The following is a 15,246-nucleotide window of genomic DNA, read 5'->3' as shown; positions in this document are numbered from 1 at the left end:
AAGCTACCTGGCATCCCATTGAAACCATCATTCACTCTTACCCCCGCAGGAGAAGACAGATATGAAAACGACGCAGAGAATGGTTCTCAGTTCGCTGGTTTTAGGAGCAACAATCGTGGCCAGTAGTCTTGCACAGGCTGATACGGTGACGGCGCTGCCTGGCTATACAGATGGTGCTCAGGTCGTTCGCGTGGAGAAAACGCTAGGCCAGATCGATGCGATCAGCGGTGTGGTATACTCCCAGGTCAAACAGTTGCGCGCGGTGACCCAGCTCGAAATGGCGTTGCTCGTACCCCGGAACGACGATCTGAAACCGGCTATCGTCTATTTTCCCGGCGGCGGCTTTATCTCGGCGGAGCATGAGAAATTCGTCGATCTGCGGATGGCGCTTGCAAAGGCAGGCTTCGTCGTCGCGGCTGCTCAGTATCGCACGGTGCCAAACAAGTATCCTGCCCTGGTCGAGGACGGCAAGGCAGCCATTCGTTATCTTCGCGAACATGCCAAGGAGTACGGCATCGATCCGAACCGTATCGGTGTGCTCGGCGATTCTGCGGGAGGTTACGTCTCCCAGATGATGGGCATGACGAATGGCGAGAAGTCCTTCGATACCGGACAGTTCCTTGACAAATCCTCCGACGTTCAGGCAGCCGTCACGATGTACGGCATATCCAATCTGCTGGAGATCGGCAAAGGCTTTCCCGAAGCGATTGAAAAGGTGCATCAATCTCCGGCCGTAACCGAGGCGCTACTGGTAAATGGCCCCGCCTTTGCGGACTTCCCGGGCGCGTCGATAGAAAGTGATCCCGAGAAGGCGTTGCAGGCAAGCCCGATGGGACATGTCTCCGGCAAAAAGCCACCGTTCCTCATCATGCATGGAAGCGCCGACACGCTCGTGTCACCCCTCCAGAGCGTGGAGCTTTATGAAGCCCTTAAGAAAAGTGGAAACACGGTCGATTATGTTCTCGTAGAAGGTGCCGGTCACGGCGATCTGAACTGGTACCAGCCACCTATCATCGACCGGGTTGTCACATGGTTCACGACAACGCTTGGCGCTCCAATCAAGGGGGCGGAAGCGGATACTGCAGGCAATGGTGGCAACCTCTGACGGCGCTGGTCTTCATGGACAGCCAAACTACTGGATTTGCGATATTTTATCGTAGACTACCGCTTGGGGGATATCAGTCACCAGCCGCTTTGCCGTTGCGACCAGTTGTTCCACCTCGAAGATGACCGGCCGGCCAGCTGCCGTGACCAAACCCCACTGGAACGGGATATGGAACGAGAGCGGTATGACGCGGACACCCTCTACCGGCAGGCCCCAGAGGGTAATCGATTCGACGATTGCAACACCGAGACCCATGCGCGCCAGAGAAAGGGAAACATAGGTCGCATTGCTGTCGATTACGGAAGAAAGGTCAACACCGAGGCCAGACAGCACATCGTTGATGCGCATGCGGAGGCGGAATGGGTTGGCGGACGCGATAAGCCGGTGTCCGGCGAGATCTTCCGCGGAAATCACCGCCTTTTGTGCCAGCGGATGATCCTCCGCCACCACGGCCACACATGGCACCTCACCCAGCCAATGGATGTCGATACCGGGATTGTCGAGCGGAAGACTGACGGCCCCCAGATCCGCAGTACCGGCCATCACCGCCTGCACGACATTTTCCGAGGAAATGCTCTGCAGGTGCACGTGGTCGGGAAACCGGTCGTCTGGCAGTGCTGCAAGCGCCCTCGGCAGGAGACTGGCGGCAATCGCTGGAATGGAGGCAACCTCTATAGCCGTGCGGCGCGCGGCGCGGATGTGCCGTGCACTTTCACTGATCGTCCTGAGGCCACTGAGGAATAGTTCCGCCTGGGAAAAAAAGGCGACACCCTTTTCGGTGGGGGTGATGCGCGGGCCGTTGCGATGCAGCAGCGCAAAACCGATTTCGCCCTCCAGATCCTGAATAAGACGTGTCACGACGGGTTGCGACTTGCCCAGCGCCTTGGCAGCGCCGGTGATGCTGCCGATCGAAACAACGGCCACGAAAGCCTCGAGCTGCCGCGTATCGAGATAGTCAGACACCATTTTCCACTCCGCCCCGAGACATGTGCTTCTTCTTGAACCTCAGCAAGCGCTATACCGATCTGCGATCCGCATGACCAGTCGGGTGCCAAAGCGCCGCGCGCCCGTCAAAGGGGTCGGGCACGACGTCAAATCCGGTCGGCTTTGCCCACAGAACCCTTGGCTTTTCAGCCTGATAAAGTGGCCAGTCGCCGTTCGGCGCGGCTGGCCGGCCATCCCTGATGAACGAAACCCAGAGATCGTGGATCGCGCGGGCAAAGACCGCGTCCGTGACCCGCTGTCTTTCCGGCAATTCACGGCTGTTCGAGCCATCGCGATACCAGACGCAGCCGACTTCCGCCCCGTGCGGCGCGCCCAGTTCATCGTCCACCAGCGGGCCATAGAGATATTTATAGATTGGGTTGCGACGGGCATGCAGCCTGGCGAAACGGATCGCCGGAAGCTGGAAGACAAGATCGCCGGCAACCGCCCGCCAGATGCCGCGCGGGCTGTGTCCCGGCAACGCGCTACGATAACGCTCGACAATAAGAGAGCCGGTGAGGCCACACGGCAGAAGCCGCTCATGCAGCAATTCCGCGCAAAGCGCGAAGTCCATTTTCGGCTGCGCCGTCGCGTGGGTCACATATTCTCCCGTCGTGCAACCGATCATCATCGGCACGGCGGCGGTGCGGCCTTCGTGCGCGGCAATTTCCGGATGTTCCGGCAGGCTTACCCCATCGATGACCGGAACGAAGGGCACGCCAAGCATCGAGGCTGCGCCATCACGGGTAAAATCATGCTGTTCATAGGACTGGTTACAGAGATCGCGCTGGATTTCGAGCAGCCGGTTCATGGGCATTGCCACCAGCGAAGTCTCATCGGCATTGGCGGCGGTCACGAACCGGCGCGTCAGCTTCGCAGCATCTTCCATCGAAGCGATAGCCGTGCTTGCGCCGCTTTGTGGCATAGCTCGGTGGAATATCCCCTGCGCACCTGGCATTGCCATCAACGTTGCGACGGCAAAGCCACCCGCCGAACGCCCCGCCAGCGTCACCCGGTCCGGATCGCCCCCGAAGGCGGCAATATTGTCGCGCACCCATTCGAGTGCTGCGACAAGATCGAGCAGACCGCGATTGTCATGCTTGCCTTCGACATGAAGGAAACCGAGTGCACCCAGACGGTAATTGACCGTGACCTCGACAATGCCACTGGCCGCGAAAGCGCCGCTTTGCAGTACCGGCTCATTGGCGGAACCGACCGCATAACCGCCGCCATGGATCCAGAACAGCACCGGGGCTCTGCCCGCCGGATCGGGCGTCCGTATATTGACGGTGAGGAAATCCTCACCGAAGGCCAGTTTCGAGGTCGCGGCAGTGCCGACCGGACCGTAGGTCGGAATTTGCGGACAGACGGGGCCAAGCCGGGTGGCATCCCTTGTGCCTTGCCATGGCACGACGGGCTGCGGCACTTCGAAGCGGCGCTCCAGCGTGACAGGCGCGGCATAGGGCACACCGAAAAAGGCATGAATTCCATTTTCCGCGATCCCTTGCAGCGCACCGGCCGCCACTTTCACCATCGTCATGTCACAACACCTGACGAAGCCCGATCAACCGCTCGACCGCCACCACGACGACGACCGAAATCAGGATGAGGATGACGGATAGAGCGGCAATCTGCGGATCGGTGGAATATTCCAGATAGTGATAGATTTCCGTCGGCAGCGTCGAGGATTTGACCGAGACGATGAAGAGCGAGATCGTCGCTTCGTCAAAGGAAATCAGGAAGGCGATAACCGCCCCGGCAATGAGGCCGGGCCGAACCAGCGGCAGCGTGATGCGCCACAGCACCATGGCGGACGATGCGCCGTGAACGCGCGCCGCCTCCTCGATACGCCGATCCACCGCCATCAGGCTCATGGTGATGGTGCGCACCGTATATGGCGTGGTGATGCCGAGATGGGCGAGGAAAATGCCGGTATAGCTGTCCAGCAGGCCAAGCGGCCCAAGCACCAGCATCACGCCGACGGCAAGCACGATATGCGGTACGAGGAAGGGGGCTAGGATGAGGAAGTTGATCGCGCCCTTGCCGCGGAATTCATGCCGCGACAGCGCCAGCGACAAAAGCAGCCCGGCAAAGATCGAGACCAACCCGACAAGCAGGCCAATGCCAAGGCTGCGCCAGAAGGCGCTGATGAATTTGGCGTTGGCGAAAACCTTGGCATAGGAGCCGAAGGACAGACTGTCCGGCGGAAAGGCGAGATATTGCCGCGTATCGAAGGAAATGATCAAGACAACGATGATCGGTGCCAGAAGAAACAGATAGAGCAGCGTCAGCAAAAGCGCGTGGGCGAGACGTCCGAATTTCGCATTCATGGCCGGCCTCACGTCTCAAGCGCACGCATGGCGCGCTGGTAAATTACGATCACGCTGCCGAACAGCACGAGCAGCAGCACCGAAAGCGCCGCCGCCAGCGGCCAGTTCAGCGTCACCGTCGCCTCGTTATAGACCTCTGTACCGATGACGAAGACACGGCCGCCACCCATCAGGCGTGGTGTGACGAAGGAGGAAATCGCAAGGACGAACACGAGAAGCGCGGCTGTGAGAACGCCGGGCAGCGAAAGCGGCAGCACGATGCGGGTGAAGACACGCAGGCGGTTTGCGCCCAGCATGGTGGCGGCTTCCTCCAGTTGCGTGTTCAGCCGACCGAAGCCGCTCAGCATCGCAAGGATCGCATAGGGCATCAGAATTTCGATCAGCGCGACGGTTGCGCCGAAGTAATTATTGGTCAGTCGGATGACGCCGTCGGTGAGCCCGGAGGATTGCAGCGCCGAGTTGATAACGCCCCGGTCCCCCAGAATGACCATCCAGCCGTAGGTGCGCACCACCGAGGAGGTGAGAAGCGGCGCAACGGCAAGTGCCGTCAGCACGCCGCGCCAGCGGCTTTGAGTGCGGGCGAGGAAAAGTGCAATGGGATATGAGAGGATGACCGCGAAAATGGCGACATTCGCCCCAAGATAAAGAGTGTTCCAGGCAATCTTCCAGTAAAACGGGTCGAACAGAACGGTTCTGTAGGATTCGAGCGTCCAGTCGCCGCCGCGAAGTGCGGCCATGGACGAGGATGCGAATGAGGCGCGCACCAGCCAGATGAGCGGCAACAGAAACGTCGTCAGCAGCGCCACAAGCCCCGGCAGAAGCAGGAGAAGCAAGACGCCACGATGCGACGTGCCGCCGCCGGAAGCATGGCTTGCCGCCGCCATCAGGCCGCCTCCCCGATCAGCGTTACATCCTCGGGCGCAACGGAAAGCGTGACCCGCTCGCCCTTCGCAGGCAGGGCCGCGGCATGGGTGGGCAGATCGGCCTGTAAGCGATGATCGCCCGCGCGCACGCCGAGCGTCAGCATTTGCCCGCGATAGGTGACGTGCTCGACAATGCCGGAGAAAGCATTGATGCCATCGCCAAGGAGAAAGCGATGCGGGCGGACCAGGAACCGCGCTGTCTGGCCAACAGGGACGGCGCCGGAGAAATGCAGGAAACCGAGACCCGGAATTTCCGCGCGGCCCGGCGCGACGACGGCTCCGGCAAGGATGGAGCCGGCCCCGATGAACGAGGCGACGAAATCCGTTTTCGGCCGGTCGAAAATCTCGCGCGGCGTGCCGATCTGCTCCAGCCGCCCCTCAGACATGACCGCGAGCCGGTCGGCCATCGATAGGGCTTCATCCTGATCATGCGTCACAAAAATGCTGGTGACGCCAGTGCGGTTCTGTATATCGCGTATTTCATCGCGCATCTCGTCGCGCAGCTTGGCGTCGAGATTGGAGAGAGGCTCATCGAAAAGCAACAGCGCAGGTTCGATGACGAGCGAACGTGCAATCGCCGCGCGCTGCTGCTGGCCACCCGAGAGCTGGGAGACACGCCTTTCGCCGAAACCGGAAAGCTTGACGAGGTCGAGCGCCTTTTCCACCCGCTCCTTGCGCTCAGACTTGGCGATGCCGCGCATCTCCAGCCCGAAGGCGATGTTTTCGGCAACATTCATATGCGGAAACAGGGCATAGGCCTGAAACACCATGCCCATGTTGCGCCTGTGCACCGGGGTTGCGGAAATATCGCGTCCATCCAGCCTGATTTCGCCTGCCGTCACCGGAATAAGCCCGGCGACCATGCGCAGGATCGTCGTCTTGCCGCAGCCGGAGGGGCCGAGCAGCGCCAGCATTTCCCCGCGCGGTAGCGAAAGGCTGACGTGATCGACAGAGGGCTTGAGGGCGCCCGGATAGGTCTTCACGAGATTGTCGATCTCGACATGATGATCGGCCATGGCGTCCTCTGCTTCCTGTCTCAATTCGCCGCGATGACCTCGCGGTTGATCCGCTGTATCCACGCCGAATATTTGTCTGCCACGAAGTTCCAGTCGAGTGAGGACTGCGCGGCCTGGGCTTCCTTGCTGCCATAGATGCGAGCGGCAACGGGTTCGCTCAGCGCAACCTTGCTGTTGACCGGACCATAGAAGCTCTTTTCGGCGAAGGTTGCCTGCGCCTCGGCGCTCAGCGCGTAATTGACGAAGAGTTCAGCGGCCTCCTTATTGGCGGAGCCTTCGACCAGACCGATCGTGTTCGTCTGGCCGATGGAGCCTTCCTTCGGGAGGGCAATCCCGATCTTGCCGCCCTGCGTGTCATGCAGATATTGCGCGCGGCCGTTCCAGCAGATGGAAAGATCAACTTCGCCGCTCTGCACCACCGCATAACAATCCGGCGCAGGTTCGAAGGTCGAGACGCTCGGGGCAATCTCCTTGAGGAAATCGATGCCTGGATCGATGGAGGTCTTGTAGTCGCCGCCCTTCAGCTTGGTGAGGATTGGCAGAAGAATGACGCCGCGCGTATCGGAAAGCTTGGCGGCGATCTTGCCCTTGTATTTCTGATCGGCGAGATCGGCCCAGCTTGTCGGCGGCTCCTTCACCGCGTCGGCATTGTAGAGAATGGCGAGATTATCCTGCGAGAAGGCGACAGCACGGTCGTCGTCGATGCGCGCCCATTCCGGCTGCTCGGCAAGGTTCGGCACCTTGGCGGGGTCAAGCTTGGTGAACAACTCTTCCTTGTTCGCCTTGATCGCGACCGAAACGTCGATCAGGGCGACATCGACTTTCGGCTCGGCGCGCTGAAGGGTCAGAAGCGCAAGCGTTTCGGCCGAATTCTTGCTCTGCTGATAATTGACCTCAATGCCCGGATGTTTAGCCCTGAAGGCGTCGATGATGAATTTCTGGTAGTTATCGGCAAAGACGCCGGAGAAGCCGACGATGTTGACGGTGCCCTTCGTCGCATCCTGTGCGAAGACGGTTCCCGAGAGCGATGCGATCGCGGCGGCAACAATGCCGACGACGAGAGCGGCCTTGCGGCGCTTATGAGCATTTTTCATTTCAGTTGCCTCCGTTTGTTTTTGATACCGTTATCTTGCGGGCTGCCAGGCGGCATCAAGCACGCGCAGCCAGTTCTGGCCCAGAAGTTTGAGGACGAGTGTCTCGCTCCAGCCGCACGCCAGCATGCGGGCGGTGATATTGGGAACTTCCCCGATACGCTCGATGCCCTTCGGCTTGGAAAGCTTGACGGTCGCAAATTCCGTCAGCGTGCGCGCCGTGCCCTTGTCGCGGTTGGCCCAGATTTGCCACGGGCCAGGTCGCGGCCGCTCCTGCGAGAAATCCGTGCCAATGCCGACATGATCTTCGCCGACGAGATCGATGACATAGGCCATGGCGTCGAGATAATCCTCCACCGTAGCATCGTTTCCGGCGGCAAGGCCCGGCGCAAAAAGGCTGACGCCGATGATGCCACCCTTCTCCGCGCAGGCCTTGAAGAGTTCATCCGGCTTGTTGCGCTTGACGTCGTGCAGCGCCCGTGGCAGCACATGTGAAATGCAGACCGGCGCTTGCGAGCGGGCAATGACATCCGCCGTGGTTCTGTCACCGACATGGCTCAAATCGCAGAGAACGCCGACGCGGTTCATCTCCGCCAGCACCTCGCGGCCGAAGCCTGTCAGGCCGCTGTCGTTTTCTTCAAGGTAACCGGCACCGGAATAGTTCTGGGTATTGTAGGTCAGCTGCATAATGCCGACACCGAGATCCTTGAAAATCTCGACATAATCCAGCCTGTCCTCGAGCGGCGAGGTATTCTGCCAGCCGATGATGATGCCCGTTTTATTTTCCGCCTTGGCCGCATGAATATCCGCAACCTTGCGCACCGGGCGGATAAGATCGTCGTTTTCCCGCAGGAAACGTTTCCATTCGCTGACATAGGCGATGCCCTCGCGGAAATTTTCCCAGATCAAGCTTGAGGCATTAACGGCGGTGAGGCCGCCCGCGCGCATGTCCTCGAAAATCGACCGGCTCCATTGGCAGGTTTGCAGACCATCGATGATAATGGCCTGATTGTGGAATTTTGCGGCGTCGCTCATGCGGATGTCCTCACTGCGGCTGTTGAAAGCTGCTGCTTCAGCGCAGCTAGGGCGCGGCTTGCGAATTCCAGACGGTCCTGCCCCCAGAAAAGCTCGCCGTTCACCACGTAGGTCGGTGTTCCAAAAATTCCGAGACGTTCGGCCTCAGCCAGATTTCCCTGCCACTCCGCCAGGATGTCCTTCGGCTGCGGATCGCGCGCAAGCGCAGCACCTTCAGGACCGATAACTGCCTGCGCGAGGGCGCGCAGCGTCTCAAGATCGGCGATATCGCGATCTTCGCTCCACAGAGCGCGCTGGATGGCGAAAGACAGGCCGATCGCATCAAGCCCGGCCTTCTGCACGGCGATGACGAGTTGCGCCGCACGTTCGATTGTGGCGCAGGGGTAAAATTTCGGCGTCAGGTTAAGCGGCATGTCGAGATGGCGTCGCCACCTGTCCAGTTCCACGGCATGATAGCGCTGCCGGGCATCCGGGCGACTGCGCAGTGGAATGCCGCCATTGGCCTCGATGATGCGGATCGGCCGCAGCACGATTGCGGCGCCGTGTGAGCGGGCAACCTCTGCGGCCCGAGGCGCGCCGAAATAGGCCCATGGCGAGGAAATGCCGTAAAATATCTCCAGTTTCAGCGCCGCTTCAGCCATTGGCATGCTCCTTGATCTCGTCTTGCGCGTCCGCATCGCGCCATTCCTCGCCGGTGATTTCAGCGGCGTCGTGGTTCATGAAAGTATCGAAATGACGGGCGCGGTCTTCAACGAAGAGAGACCGGGCAATGCCCTGCGCCAGACGCTCCGCCCCCGGGCTTATGGCTGGAATGCCGCTGGTTATTTTTCCGTGGGAAGGAACGGCAGGATAGGCGAAGCAGTGGATCCGGGAAATCGTCTCCGCCTCCCGGGCCGGTAGATCGGGCTTCGGCAGAAACTCGAAGGCCGATCCAAGATAAGGATAGGACCCCAGCGCATCGTTGCTTTGTTCGGCGGGCGGCTGGTAGGCGTCGCGCCAGAGCAGGACGCGACCGCTTAGGCTCGAAAATTCGGGGCGTCGGTCAAAGTCGACATCGAAACCGGTCGCGAAAATGACGAGATCGGCCGGATAACGACCCTTCGGGGTTTCAATTTCCACCGCATCGTCCACCTCTGTCAGGCTGAGAAGAGGACTGGCCAGATGGAAGAAGGCATTGGCATGGCGCGAGACCCGCAGCACGCTGTGGCGGGGCGGCGGGATCTGCGTCCGCTCCGCCTCGACCATGAAGGCCCAGCGATCAGCGTCGGACAGGCCGATATAACCGTGGGTCATGCCAATGCTGGCGATACCGCCAAATTTTTCGACGCGCGGAATATCGTGTCTGCGAATGAAAAGATCGACCCGGGTGGCCCCCGCCTCGAGCGCCGCAGCCGCATTGTCCATCGCCGAGGCACCGGCCCCGACTACGGCGATACGCTTGCCCCGCAATGCGCTCACGTCGAATATATCGGCGCTATGGCGCACGAAGCGGGCGGGAACGGTTTTCGCCACATCCGGCAATCTCGGCGCGCCGAGGCCATCGAGCCCCGTTGCGAGGATCACCCGCCGCGCCAGAACGTTGCGGCGACCTTCCGGCCCCAGCAAAACGAGATCGAGCAGGCCGTCCTCGCGCAGAACCAGGCTTACAAGCGCGGTATCATTGCTCACCGGCAACGCCAGCACAGTGCGATACCAGACCATATAGGCCATCCATGTTTCACGCGGTATGAGCACCATGTCTTCATAGGCGCGTGCACCGAACTGTGCCTCGAACCACGCGCGGAATGTCAGGGAGGGAATTCCGAGCGCCGGCCCGGCGAGTTCCTTGCGGGTACGCAATGTTTCCATGCGGGCACTCGTCACCCACGGCCCTTCCAGACCGCTGGAAGCCTTGTCGAAGGCTCTTACATTGTCGATTCCGGCAAATGACAGTGCGGCGATCGCAGTCAGCCCGCAAAGCCCTGCACCGATGACCGCCACATCAAGCACTTCGACACCGTCGAGTTGCCTGCGCGGCACCCATGGCTTTGCCGGCCGCTCAAGCAGCGCGAGCTCCCTTGCAAGCAGCGCCTCCAGCGCCTGCAAGCCTCCGGCACTCACGGACACTGCTTCGGTTTTGCGATCTTCCATCATGTCATTTCTGAATGAATAATCGTTAAAAATTCTATTTAAGCATCACAAGAGCCACAGAAGCGCAAATCAGGAAAGCAAAATCCTTCTAATCATTTGCGGTTTTCAGCAAAATTTTAGGGCGAGCATCATGCAGGGCGATTCAAACGGCCGATTCTTCTAAAGAAACCGCTCGGCCCGCCAGGAAACGCGACAGCGAACCGTCCCGCACCACAAAACGCCGGACTTTCCTGCTTGAGAGATGGGTGACGTTTGTGCGGCAGACATGGGCGAGATTTTCCCTCGGCGGCGCGGTGGTGATAACACAACAACAGAATCTGCCTAAAAAATTCCCCTGGGTATTTTTTAGGCTTGACGAGGAGGCGCCTCACCTGTTCATTGAACCAATATGAAATTGGTACGAACCAATGAACGATAATTCCAACATCGTTGGCCCGGAAAACGCCAATTACGCGCTTGAACGCCTGCGTGAGCTGATTGGTGTCAGCGCTTTTGGTCGGGATGGAAAACTGCCTACAGAGCGGACACTGAGCGAGAGGCTGGGCGTTGGCCGTCGTGAAGTGAGGCGGGCACTCGAAGTTCTGGAGGCCGAAGGGCTGATCTGGCGCAAGCAGGGCGCGGGAACTTTTCTCGGGCAGAAGCCGGACAGCTGGGGTGACCATGCGGCAAGCCTGGTGCCCGGAACCAATTTCATGGAAATCATGGAAGTGCGATTGCGCATTGAGCCGCAACTGGCGCAGCTGGCGGCCATGCGTGCGAAGCCTGCGGATATCATGCGTATGCGCGAAACCTGCGCCAAGATTTACGAGCGCACAGATGCCGACTGGCGGGAGCTTTGGGACGGTTCCCTGCACCGTCTTATCGCCCAGAGTGCGGGTAACCAGCTTTTCCTGTCGCTGTTCGATGTCATTAACCGTGTCCGGCAGGACCCTTCATGGCAGGCCGTTCGCGAACGTGCACGCAGGTTGGATCAAACGCTGAAGGAATCGCGCGATCAGCATGCCGAGATCATCGACGCGATTGCCGCGCGTGATCCGTCGAAGGCCGGTGAAGCCATGCGCAACCACCTTTTGACGCTTCAGGAGCGCCTCATTCGACAGACATCGATGGATCATCTCGACCACCCATCGCAGGGAGACGCCTGACCGACAAACCAGATCGGCAAGAACCGGAAAACCGGCTGCCTTAAAAAACCGACCAGAGGAAGAACGACATGAGACAAATCGCGAAACTTTCCAGCTATCTGCTTGGCGCAGCGCTGCTATCGTCTTCGGCACTTGCCGCCGATATCCGCATCGGCTTGCAGGACGATGCCGATGTGCTCGATCCGGCACAATCGAGAACCTTTGTAGGCCGTCTGGTCTATACCAGTATGTGCGACAAGCTGGTGGATCTGGATAACAACCTTTCGGTCGTTCCCCAGCTGGCGACCAAATGGGCGTGGGGTGACAATGGCGGAACGTTGACAATGGACCTGCGCGAAGGCGTCGTGTTCCATGACGGGACGCCTTTCAATGCCGAAGCTGCGGTCTATACGATCGAGCGTAACATGACGATGCCGGAATCGCGCCGCAAGAGCGAGCTGGCATCTGTTGCAAAGGTTGAGGCCACCGGCGAATATCAGATAAAATTCACGCTGAAGAGCCCGGACGCCAGCCTATTGGCACAACTTTCCGACCGCGCGGGTATGATGATTTCGCCCAAGGCTGGCAAGGAACTCGGAGCGAATTTCGGCTCTAAGCCTGTTTGTGCCGGTCCGTTCAAGTTCGTCGAGCGCATCCAGCAGGACCGCATCGTGCTGGAGAAATTTGCTGACTATTGGAACAAGGACAGCATCTTCCTCGACAAGGTGACCTTCCTGCCAATCCCCGACACGACGGTTCGCCTTGCCAATCTGCGCGCAGGCGATCTTGATCTGGCGGAGCGTATTTCCGCTTCCGATGCCGCATCGGTGAAGGACGATCCAAAGCTTACCTATGGCGAGGTGGTTGGCCCTGGTTACATGGCTTTATATGCCAATGTCGGCAATGGTCCGAAGGCGGATAATCCATTCGGCAAGGACAAGCGTCTGCGCCAGGCTTTCGCGCTGGCAATTGATCGCGAAGCGATCGATCAGGTTGTGTATGAAGGGACGGGCATGGCCGGAAACCAGCCTTGGCCGCCGAGCAGCCCTTGGTACAACAAGGATATTCCCGTGCCAACCCGGGATGTCGAGAAAGCCAAGGCCTTGATGAAGGAGGCAGGCTTCGAGCGCTACGAAATCGAATTGCAGCACGCCAACAACACGACGCAGACCCAGATGATGCAAGTCATCCAGGCTATGGTTGCGGAGGCTGGTTTCGATGTAAAGCTGAAGGCGACAGAGTTCGCTACGCTTTTATCCGAGCAGACGGCGGGCAACTATGTCCTTTCCCGTTCCGACTGGTCTGGGCGTTCTGATCCAGATGGGAATATCCATCAGTTCGTGACCTGCAAGGGCGGCATCAACGATGTCAAATATTGCAATCCAGAAGTGGACAAGCTGCTGAACGAAGCTCGTGCCTCGACAGACAATGCGGTTCGCAAGCAGAAATACGATGCAGCGACCAAAATCCTCGATGAAGACCTGCCGCTGATCTATCTGGGGCATCAGGCCTATCTCTATGCGACGTCGAAAGCCGTAACCGGCTTCACCCCGTCGGCAGACGGTATGATCCGTCTGACGGGCGTGAAGAAAGGCACGTAAAACCACTGACATCGCGATGCAGGCGCTTGAGTTTTGCGCCTGCGTCCAGTCCCCGGCGCGTCTCGCGTTTCAAGGATCGGTCCCATGCATATTTACATCGGCAAGCGGCTGCTGGTTGCCATACCGACGCTGCTTATCATTTCGATTTTCGTTTTCTCGCTGCAGAAACTCCTGCCGGGTGATCCCATCCTTGCCATGGCCGGAGAGGAGCGTGACCCGGCGGTTATCGAGCTGCTGCGTGAGAGATACCGGATGAACGATCCCGTCGTTTATCAGTATTTCTACTGGCTCGGCTCCGTGGTTCAGGGTGACTTCGGCGTTTCGCTCAGAACCAATCAGCCGGTTCTCGAACTCATTGGGCAAAAGCTCCCGGTAACGATCCAGCTTGCTATCATGTCCATGTTCTTCGCCTTGGTCATAGGCGTGCCCATCGGCATCCTCGCGGCGGTCAAGCAGAATACCTGGATCGATTATGTCTCGAACATCGTCGCTCTCTCAGGCCTGTCCATTCCCAATTTCTGGCTCGGCATCATGCTGATCCTGCTGGTCTCCGTCCAACTCGGCTGGCTTCCAGCGTCTGGCTACGAGTCCATCTTTGTCGATCCGGTGCGGTCGATCCAGACCATGATCATGCCGTCCTTCGTGCTGGGCAACGCCCTCGCGGCAACGCTGATGCGGCATACGCGCTCCGCCATGCTTTCGGTGATGAAGTCGGACTATATCCGCACGGCAAGAGCCAAGGGCCTGTCCAACTGGCAGGTGGTGCTCAGCCACTCCTTCCGCAACGCGCTTCTGCCCATCATCACCCTATCGGCGTTACTGTTTGGGGAGTTGCTGGCCGGTGCGGTTCTGACGGAGCAAATCTTCACCATTCCCGGCTTCGGCAAGCTGATCGTCGATGCCGTTTTTACGCGTGACTACGCCGTGGTTCAGGGGGTGGTGCTGTGCACCGCCATCGGCTTCATTCTGATGAACCTGCTTGCGGATGTCGTCTCCGTTCTCCTCAACCCGCGTATGAGGACTGCAATATGAGCACGACATTGCAGATAACCACGCCCGTCGCCCGGCGCTCGCAAAACCGCGCATGGAAGAAAATGAAGCGCAACAAAAGCGCGATTGCGGGCCTCGTCATCATCGTTTTCTTCGCGCTTCTGGCAATCCTCGCGCCACTCCTGCCGCTGGCGGATCCCTATGCGACCAGCTGGAGCGCCATCCGCAAGGCACCTTCGGCGGCGCACTGGTTCGGCACCGATGATATCGGCAGAGACATTCTCTCACGGATGATCTGGGGTGCGCAGGCCTCGCTGATGGCAGGCGTGATTTCGGTTGCGATTGCTGTGGCGACTGGCGTACCGCTTGGGCTCATCTCCGGTTATTTCGGTGGCTGGCTGGATCAGGTCATCTCGCGCATCACAGAAGCATTCCTCGCCATGCCGTTCCTGATCATGGCGATTGCGCTTGCCGCCTTTCTGGGGCCAAGCCTGACCAACGCGATGATTGCCATCGGTCTTTCAGCCATGCCGATCTTTATCCGCCTGACGCGCGCTCAGGTTCTGGCGGTCAAGACGGAGGATTATATCGAAGGTGCGCGGTCCATCGGCCTTGGTCATCACGATATCATGTTGCGCTACATTCTGCCGAACATCGTGCCGCCGATCATCGTGCAGGCGACACTCACCGTAGCAACAGCCATCATTGCCGAAGCCAGCCTTTCCTTTCTTGGCTTGGGACAGCAGGCTCCTGCCGCGAGCTGGGGCTCCATGTTGAACGTGGCGAAAAACTATCTTTCACAGGCACCCTGGATGGCCATGTGGCCGGGTGCTGCAATCTTCCTCGTCGTGATCGGCTTCAATCTTCTGGGCGATGGCCTGCGGGATGCGCTCGATCCGCGTGAACACTGATATACT

Annotated in this window: 14 protein-coding genes; 5 read left to right on the top strand and 9 right to left on the bottom strand. The window is 59.3% G+C overall.

The window, feature by feature from the left end:
- Positions 1-61: 61 nt before the first annotated feature.
- A complete protein-coding gene (locus G6L28_RS18885) occupies positions 62-1,105 on the top strand; it encodes an alpha/beta hydrolase (protein WP_174065491.1) in 1,044 nt (347 codons plus the stop codon).
- 27 nt (positions 1,106-1,132) lie between these two features.
- On the opposite strand, the gene G6L28_RS18880 is transcribed toward G6L28_RS18885, so the two are convergent.
- Genes G6L28_RS18880 through G6L28_RS18840 form a run of 9 tightly spaced genes read right to left on the bottom strand, consistent with a single transcriptional unit; the run spans position 1,133 to position 10,614 of the window.
- On the bottom strand, positions 1,133-2,071 hold the full coding sequence (locus G6L28_RS18880) for a LysR family transcriptional regulator (protein WP_174065490.1): 939 nt from the start codon (positions 2,069-2,071) through the stop codon (positions 1,133-1,135).
- A gap of 49 nt (positions 2,072-2,120) precedes the next feature.
- Complete coding sequence (locus G6L28_RS18875; RefSeq protein WP_174065489.1) at positions 2,121-3,629, bottom strand: carboxylesterase/lipase family protein; 1,509 nt, start codon at positions 3,627-3,629, stop codon at positions 2,121-2,123.
- A gap of 1 nt (position 3,630) precedes the next feature.
- The gene (locus G6L28_RS18870; protein WP_174065488.1) at positions 3,631-4,419 is read right to left on the bottom strand and encodes an ABC transporter permease; all 789 of its coding nucleotides are present in this window, start codon (positions 4,417-4,419) and stop codon (positions 3,631-3,633) included.
- 8 nt (positions 4,420-4,427) lie between these two features.
- Positions 4,428-5,303, bottom strand: coding sequence for an ABC transporter permease (locus G6L28_RS18865; protein ID WP_174065487.1), 876 nt, complete (start codon positions 5,301-5,303; stop codon positions 4,428-4,430).
- Complete coding sequence (locus G6L28_RS18860; protein ID WP_174065485.1) at positions 5,303-6,358, bottom strand: ABC transporter ATP-binding protein; 1,056 nt, start codon at positions 6,356-6,358, stop codon at positions 5,303-5,305. Before G6L28_RS18860 ends, G6L28_RS18865 begins: the two co-directional genes overlap by 1 nt.
- Positions 6,359-6,378: 20 nt before the next feature.
- A complete protein-coding gene (locus G6L28_RS18855) occupies positions 6,379-7,452 on the bottom strand; it encodes an ABC transporter substrate-binding protein (protein ID WP_174065483.1) in 1,074 nt (357 codons plus the stop codon).
- A gap of 30 nt (positions 7,453-7,482) precedes the next feature.
- On the bottom strand, positions 7,483-8,484 hold the full coding sequence (locus G6L28_RS18850) for a dipeptidase (protein WP_174065481.1): 1,002 nt from the start codon (positions 8,482-8,484) through the stop codon (positions 7,483-7,485).
- The gene (locus G6L28_RS18845; RefSeq protein WP_174065479.1) at positions 8,481-9,125 is read right to left on the bottom strand and encodes a 2-hydroxychromene-2-carboxylate isomerase; all 645 of its coding nucleotides are present in this window, start codon (positions 9,123-9,125) and stop codon (positions 8,481-8,483) included. The genes G6L28_RS18850 and G6L28_RS18845 overlap by 4 nt, the downstream gene beginning before the upstream one ends.
- Positions 9,118-10,614 (bottom strand): FAD-dependent oxidoreductase, encoded by a 1,497-nt coding sequence (locus G6L28_RS18840; RefSeq protein ID WP_234902649.1) that lies wholly within the window; start codon positions 10,612-10,614, stop codon positions 9,118-9,120. The genes G6L28_RS18845 and G6L28_RS18840 overlap by 8 nt, the downstream gene beginning before the upstream one ends.
- Before the next feature lie 407 nt (positions 10,615-11,021).
- Here G6L28_RS18840 and G6L28_RS18835 point away from each other — a divergent pair, with 407 nt between their 5' ends.
- From G6L28_RS18835 to G6L28_RS18820, 4 genes are all read left to right on the top strand, one after another.
- Positions 11,022-11,759 carry a FadR/GntR family transcriptional regulator gene (locus G6L28_RS18835; protein WP_174065475.1) on the top strand — a complete coding sequence of 246 codons (738 nt, stop codon included), beginning with the start codon at positions 11,022-11,024 and terminating at the stop codon, positions 11,757-11,759.
- A gap of 68 nt (positions 11,760-11,827) precedes the next feature.
- Positions 11,828-13,339 carry an ABC transporter substrate-binding protein gene (locus G6L28_RS18830; protein WP_174065473.1) on the top strand — a complete coding sequence of 504 codons (1,512 nt, stop codon included), beginning with the start codon at positions 11,828-11,830 and terminating at the stop codon, positions 13,337-13,339.
- Positions 13,340-13,423: 84 nt separating this feature from the next.
- Positions 13,424-14,371, top strand: a complete 948-nt coding sequence (locus tag G6L28_RS18825; RefSeq protein WP_174065471.1) for an ABC transporter permease — start codon at positions 13,424-13,426, stop codon at positions 14,369-14,371.
- Entirely contained in the window at positions 14,368-15,240 is an 873-nt protein-coding gene (locus G6L28_RS18820) for an ABC transporter permease (RefSeq protein ID WP_174065469.1), read from the top strand. The genes G6L28_RS18825 and G6L28_RS18820 overlap by 4 nt, the downstream gene beginning before the upstream one ends.
- The last annotated feature ends 6 nt before the right edge of the window (positions 15,241-15,246 follow it).

The sequence above is a fragment of the Agrobacterium larrymoorei genome (assembly GCF_013322225.1).
In the GTDB taxonomy this organism is placed as follows: Bacteria; Pseudomonadota; Alphaproteobacteria; order Rhizobiales; family Rhizobiaceae; genus Agrobacterium; species Agrobacterium larrymoorei_A.
The sequence above is the reverse complement of the archived record's forward strand: the minus strand, read 5'-3'. Positions and strand labels throughout refer to the sequence as shown.

What these genes read in the sequence shown, in the direction of transcription:
- G6L28_RS18820 (WP_174065469.1), top strand. Translation starts at nt 14,368, where the DNA reads ATGAGCACGACATTGCAGATAACCACGCCCGTCGCCCGGCGCTCGCAA.
- G6L28_RS18855 (WP_174065483.1), bottom strand. Translation starts at nt 7,452, where the DNA reads ATGAAAAATGCTCATAAGCGCCGCAAGGCCGCTCTCGTCGTCGGCATT.
- G6L28_RS18850 (WP_174065481.1), bottom strand. Translation starts at nt 8,484, where the DNA reads ATGAGCGACGCCGCAAAATTCCACAATCAGGCCATTATCATCGATGGT.
- G6L28_RS18870 (WP_174065488.1), bottom strand. Translation starts at nt 4,419, where the DNA reads ATGAATGCGAAATTCGGACGTCTCGCCCACGCGCTTTTGCTGACGCTG.
- G6L28_RS18840 (WP_234902649.1), bottom strand. Translation starts at nt 10,614, where the DNA reads ATGGAAGATCGCAAAACCGAAGCAGTGTCCGTGAGTGCCGGAGGCTTG.
- G6L28_RS18860 (WP_174065485.1), bottom strand. Translation starts at nt 6,358, where the DNA reads ATGGCCGATCATCATGTCGAGATCGACAATCTCGTGAAGACCTATCCG.
- G6L28_RS18835 (WP_174065475.1), top strand. Translation starts at nt 11,022, where the DNA reads ATGAACGATAATTCCAACATCGTTGGCCCGGAAAACGCCAATTACGCG.
- G6L28_RS18875 (WP_174065489.1), bottom strand. Translation starts at nt 3,629, where the DNA reads ATGACGATGGTGAAAGTGGCGGCCGGTGCGCTGCAAGGGATCGCGGAA.
- G6L28_RS18865 (WP_174065487.1), bottom strand. Translation starts at nt 5,303, where the DNA reads ATGGCGGCGGCAAGCCATGCTTCCGGCGGCGGCACGTCGCATCGTGGC.
- G6L28_RS18885 (WP_174065491.1), top strand. Translation starts at nt 62, where the DNA reads ATGAAAACGACGCAGAGAATGGTTCTCAGTTCGCTGGTTTTAGGAGCA.
- G6L28_RS18880 (WP_174065490.1), bottom strand. Translation starts at nt 2,071, where the DNA reads ATGGTGTCTGACTATCTCGATACGCGGCAGCTCGAGGCTTTCGTGGCC.
- G6L28_RS18825 (WP_174065471.1), top strand. Translation starts at nt 13,424, where the DNA reads ATGCATATTTACATCGGCAAGCGGCTGCTGGTTGCCATACCGACGCTG.
- G6L28_RS18845 (WP_174065479.1), bottom strand. Translation starts at nt 9,125, where the DNA reads ATGGCTGAAGCGGCGCTGAAACTGGAGATATTTTACGGCATTTCCTCG.
- G6L28_RS18830 (WP_174065473.1), top strand. Translation starts at nt 11,828, where the DNA reads ATGAGACAAATCGCGAAACTTTCCAGCTATCTGCTTGGCGCAGCGCTG.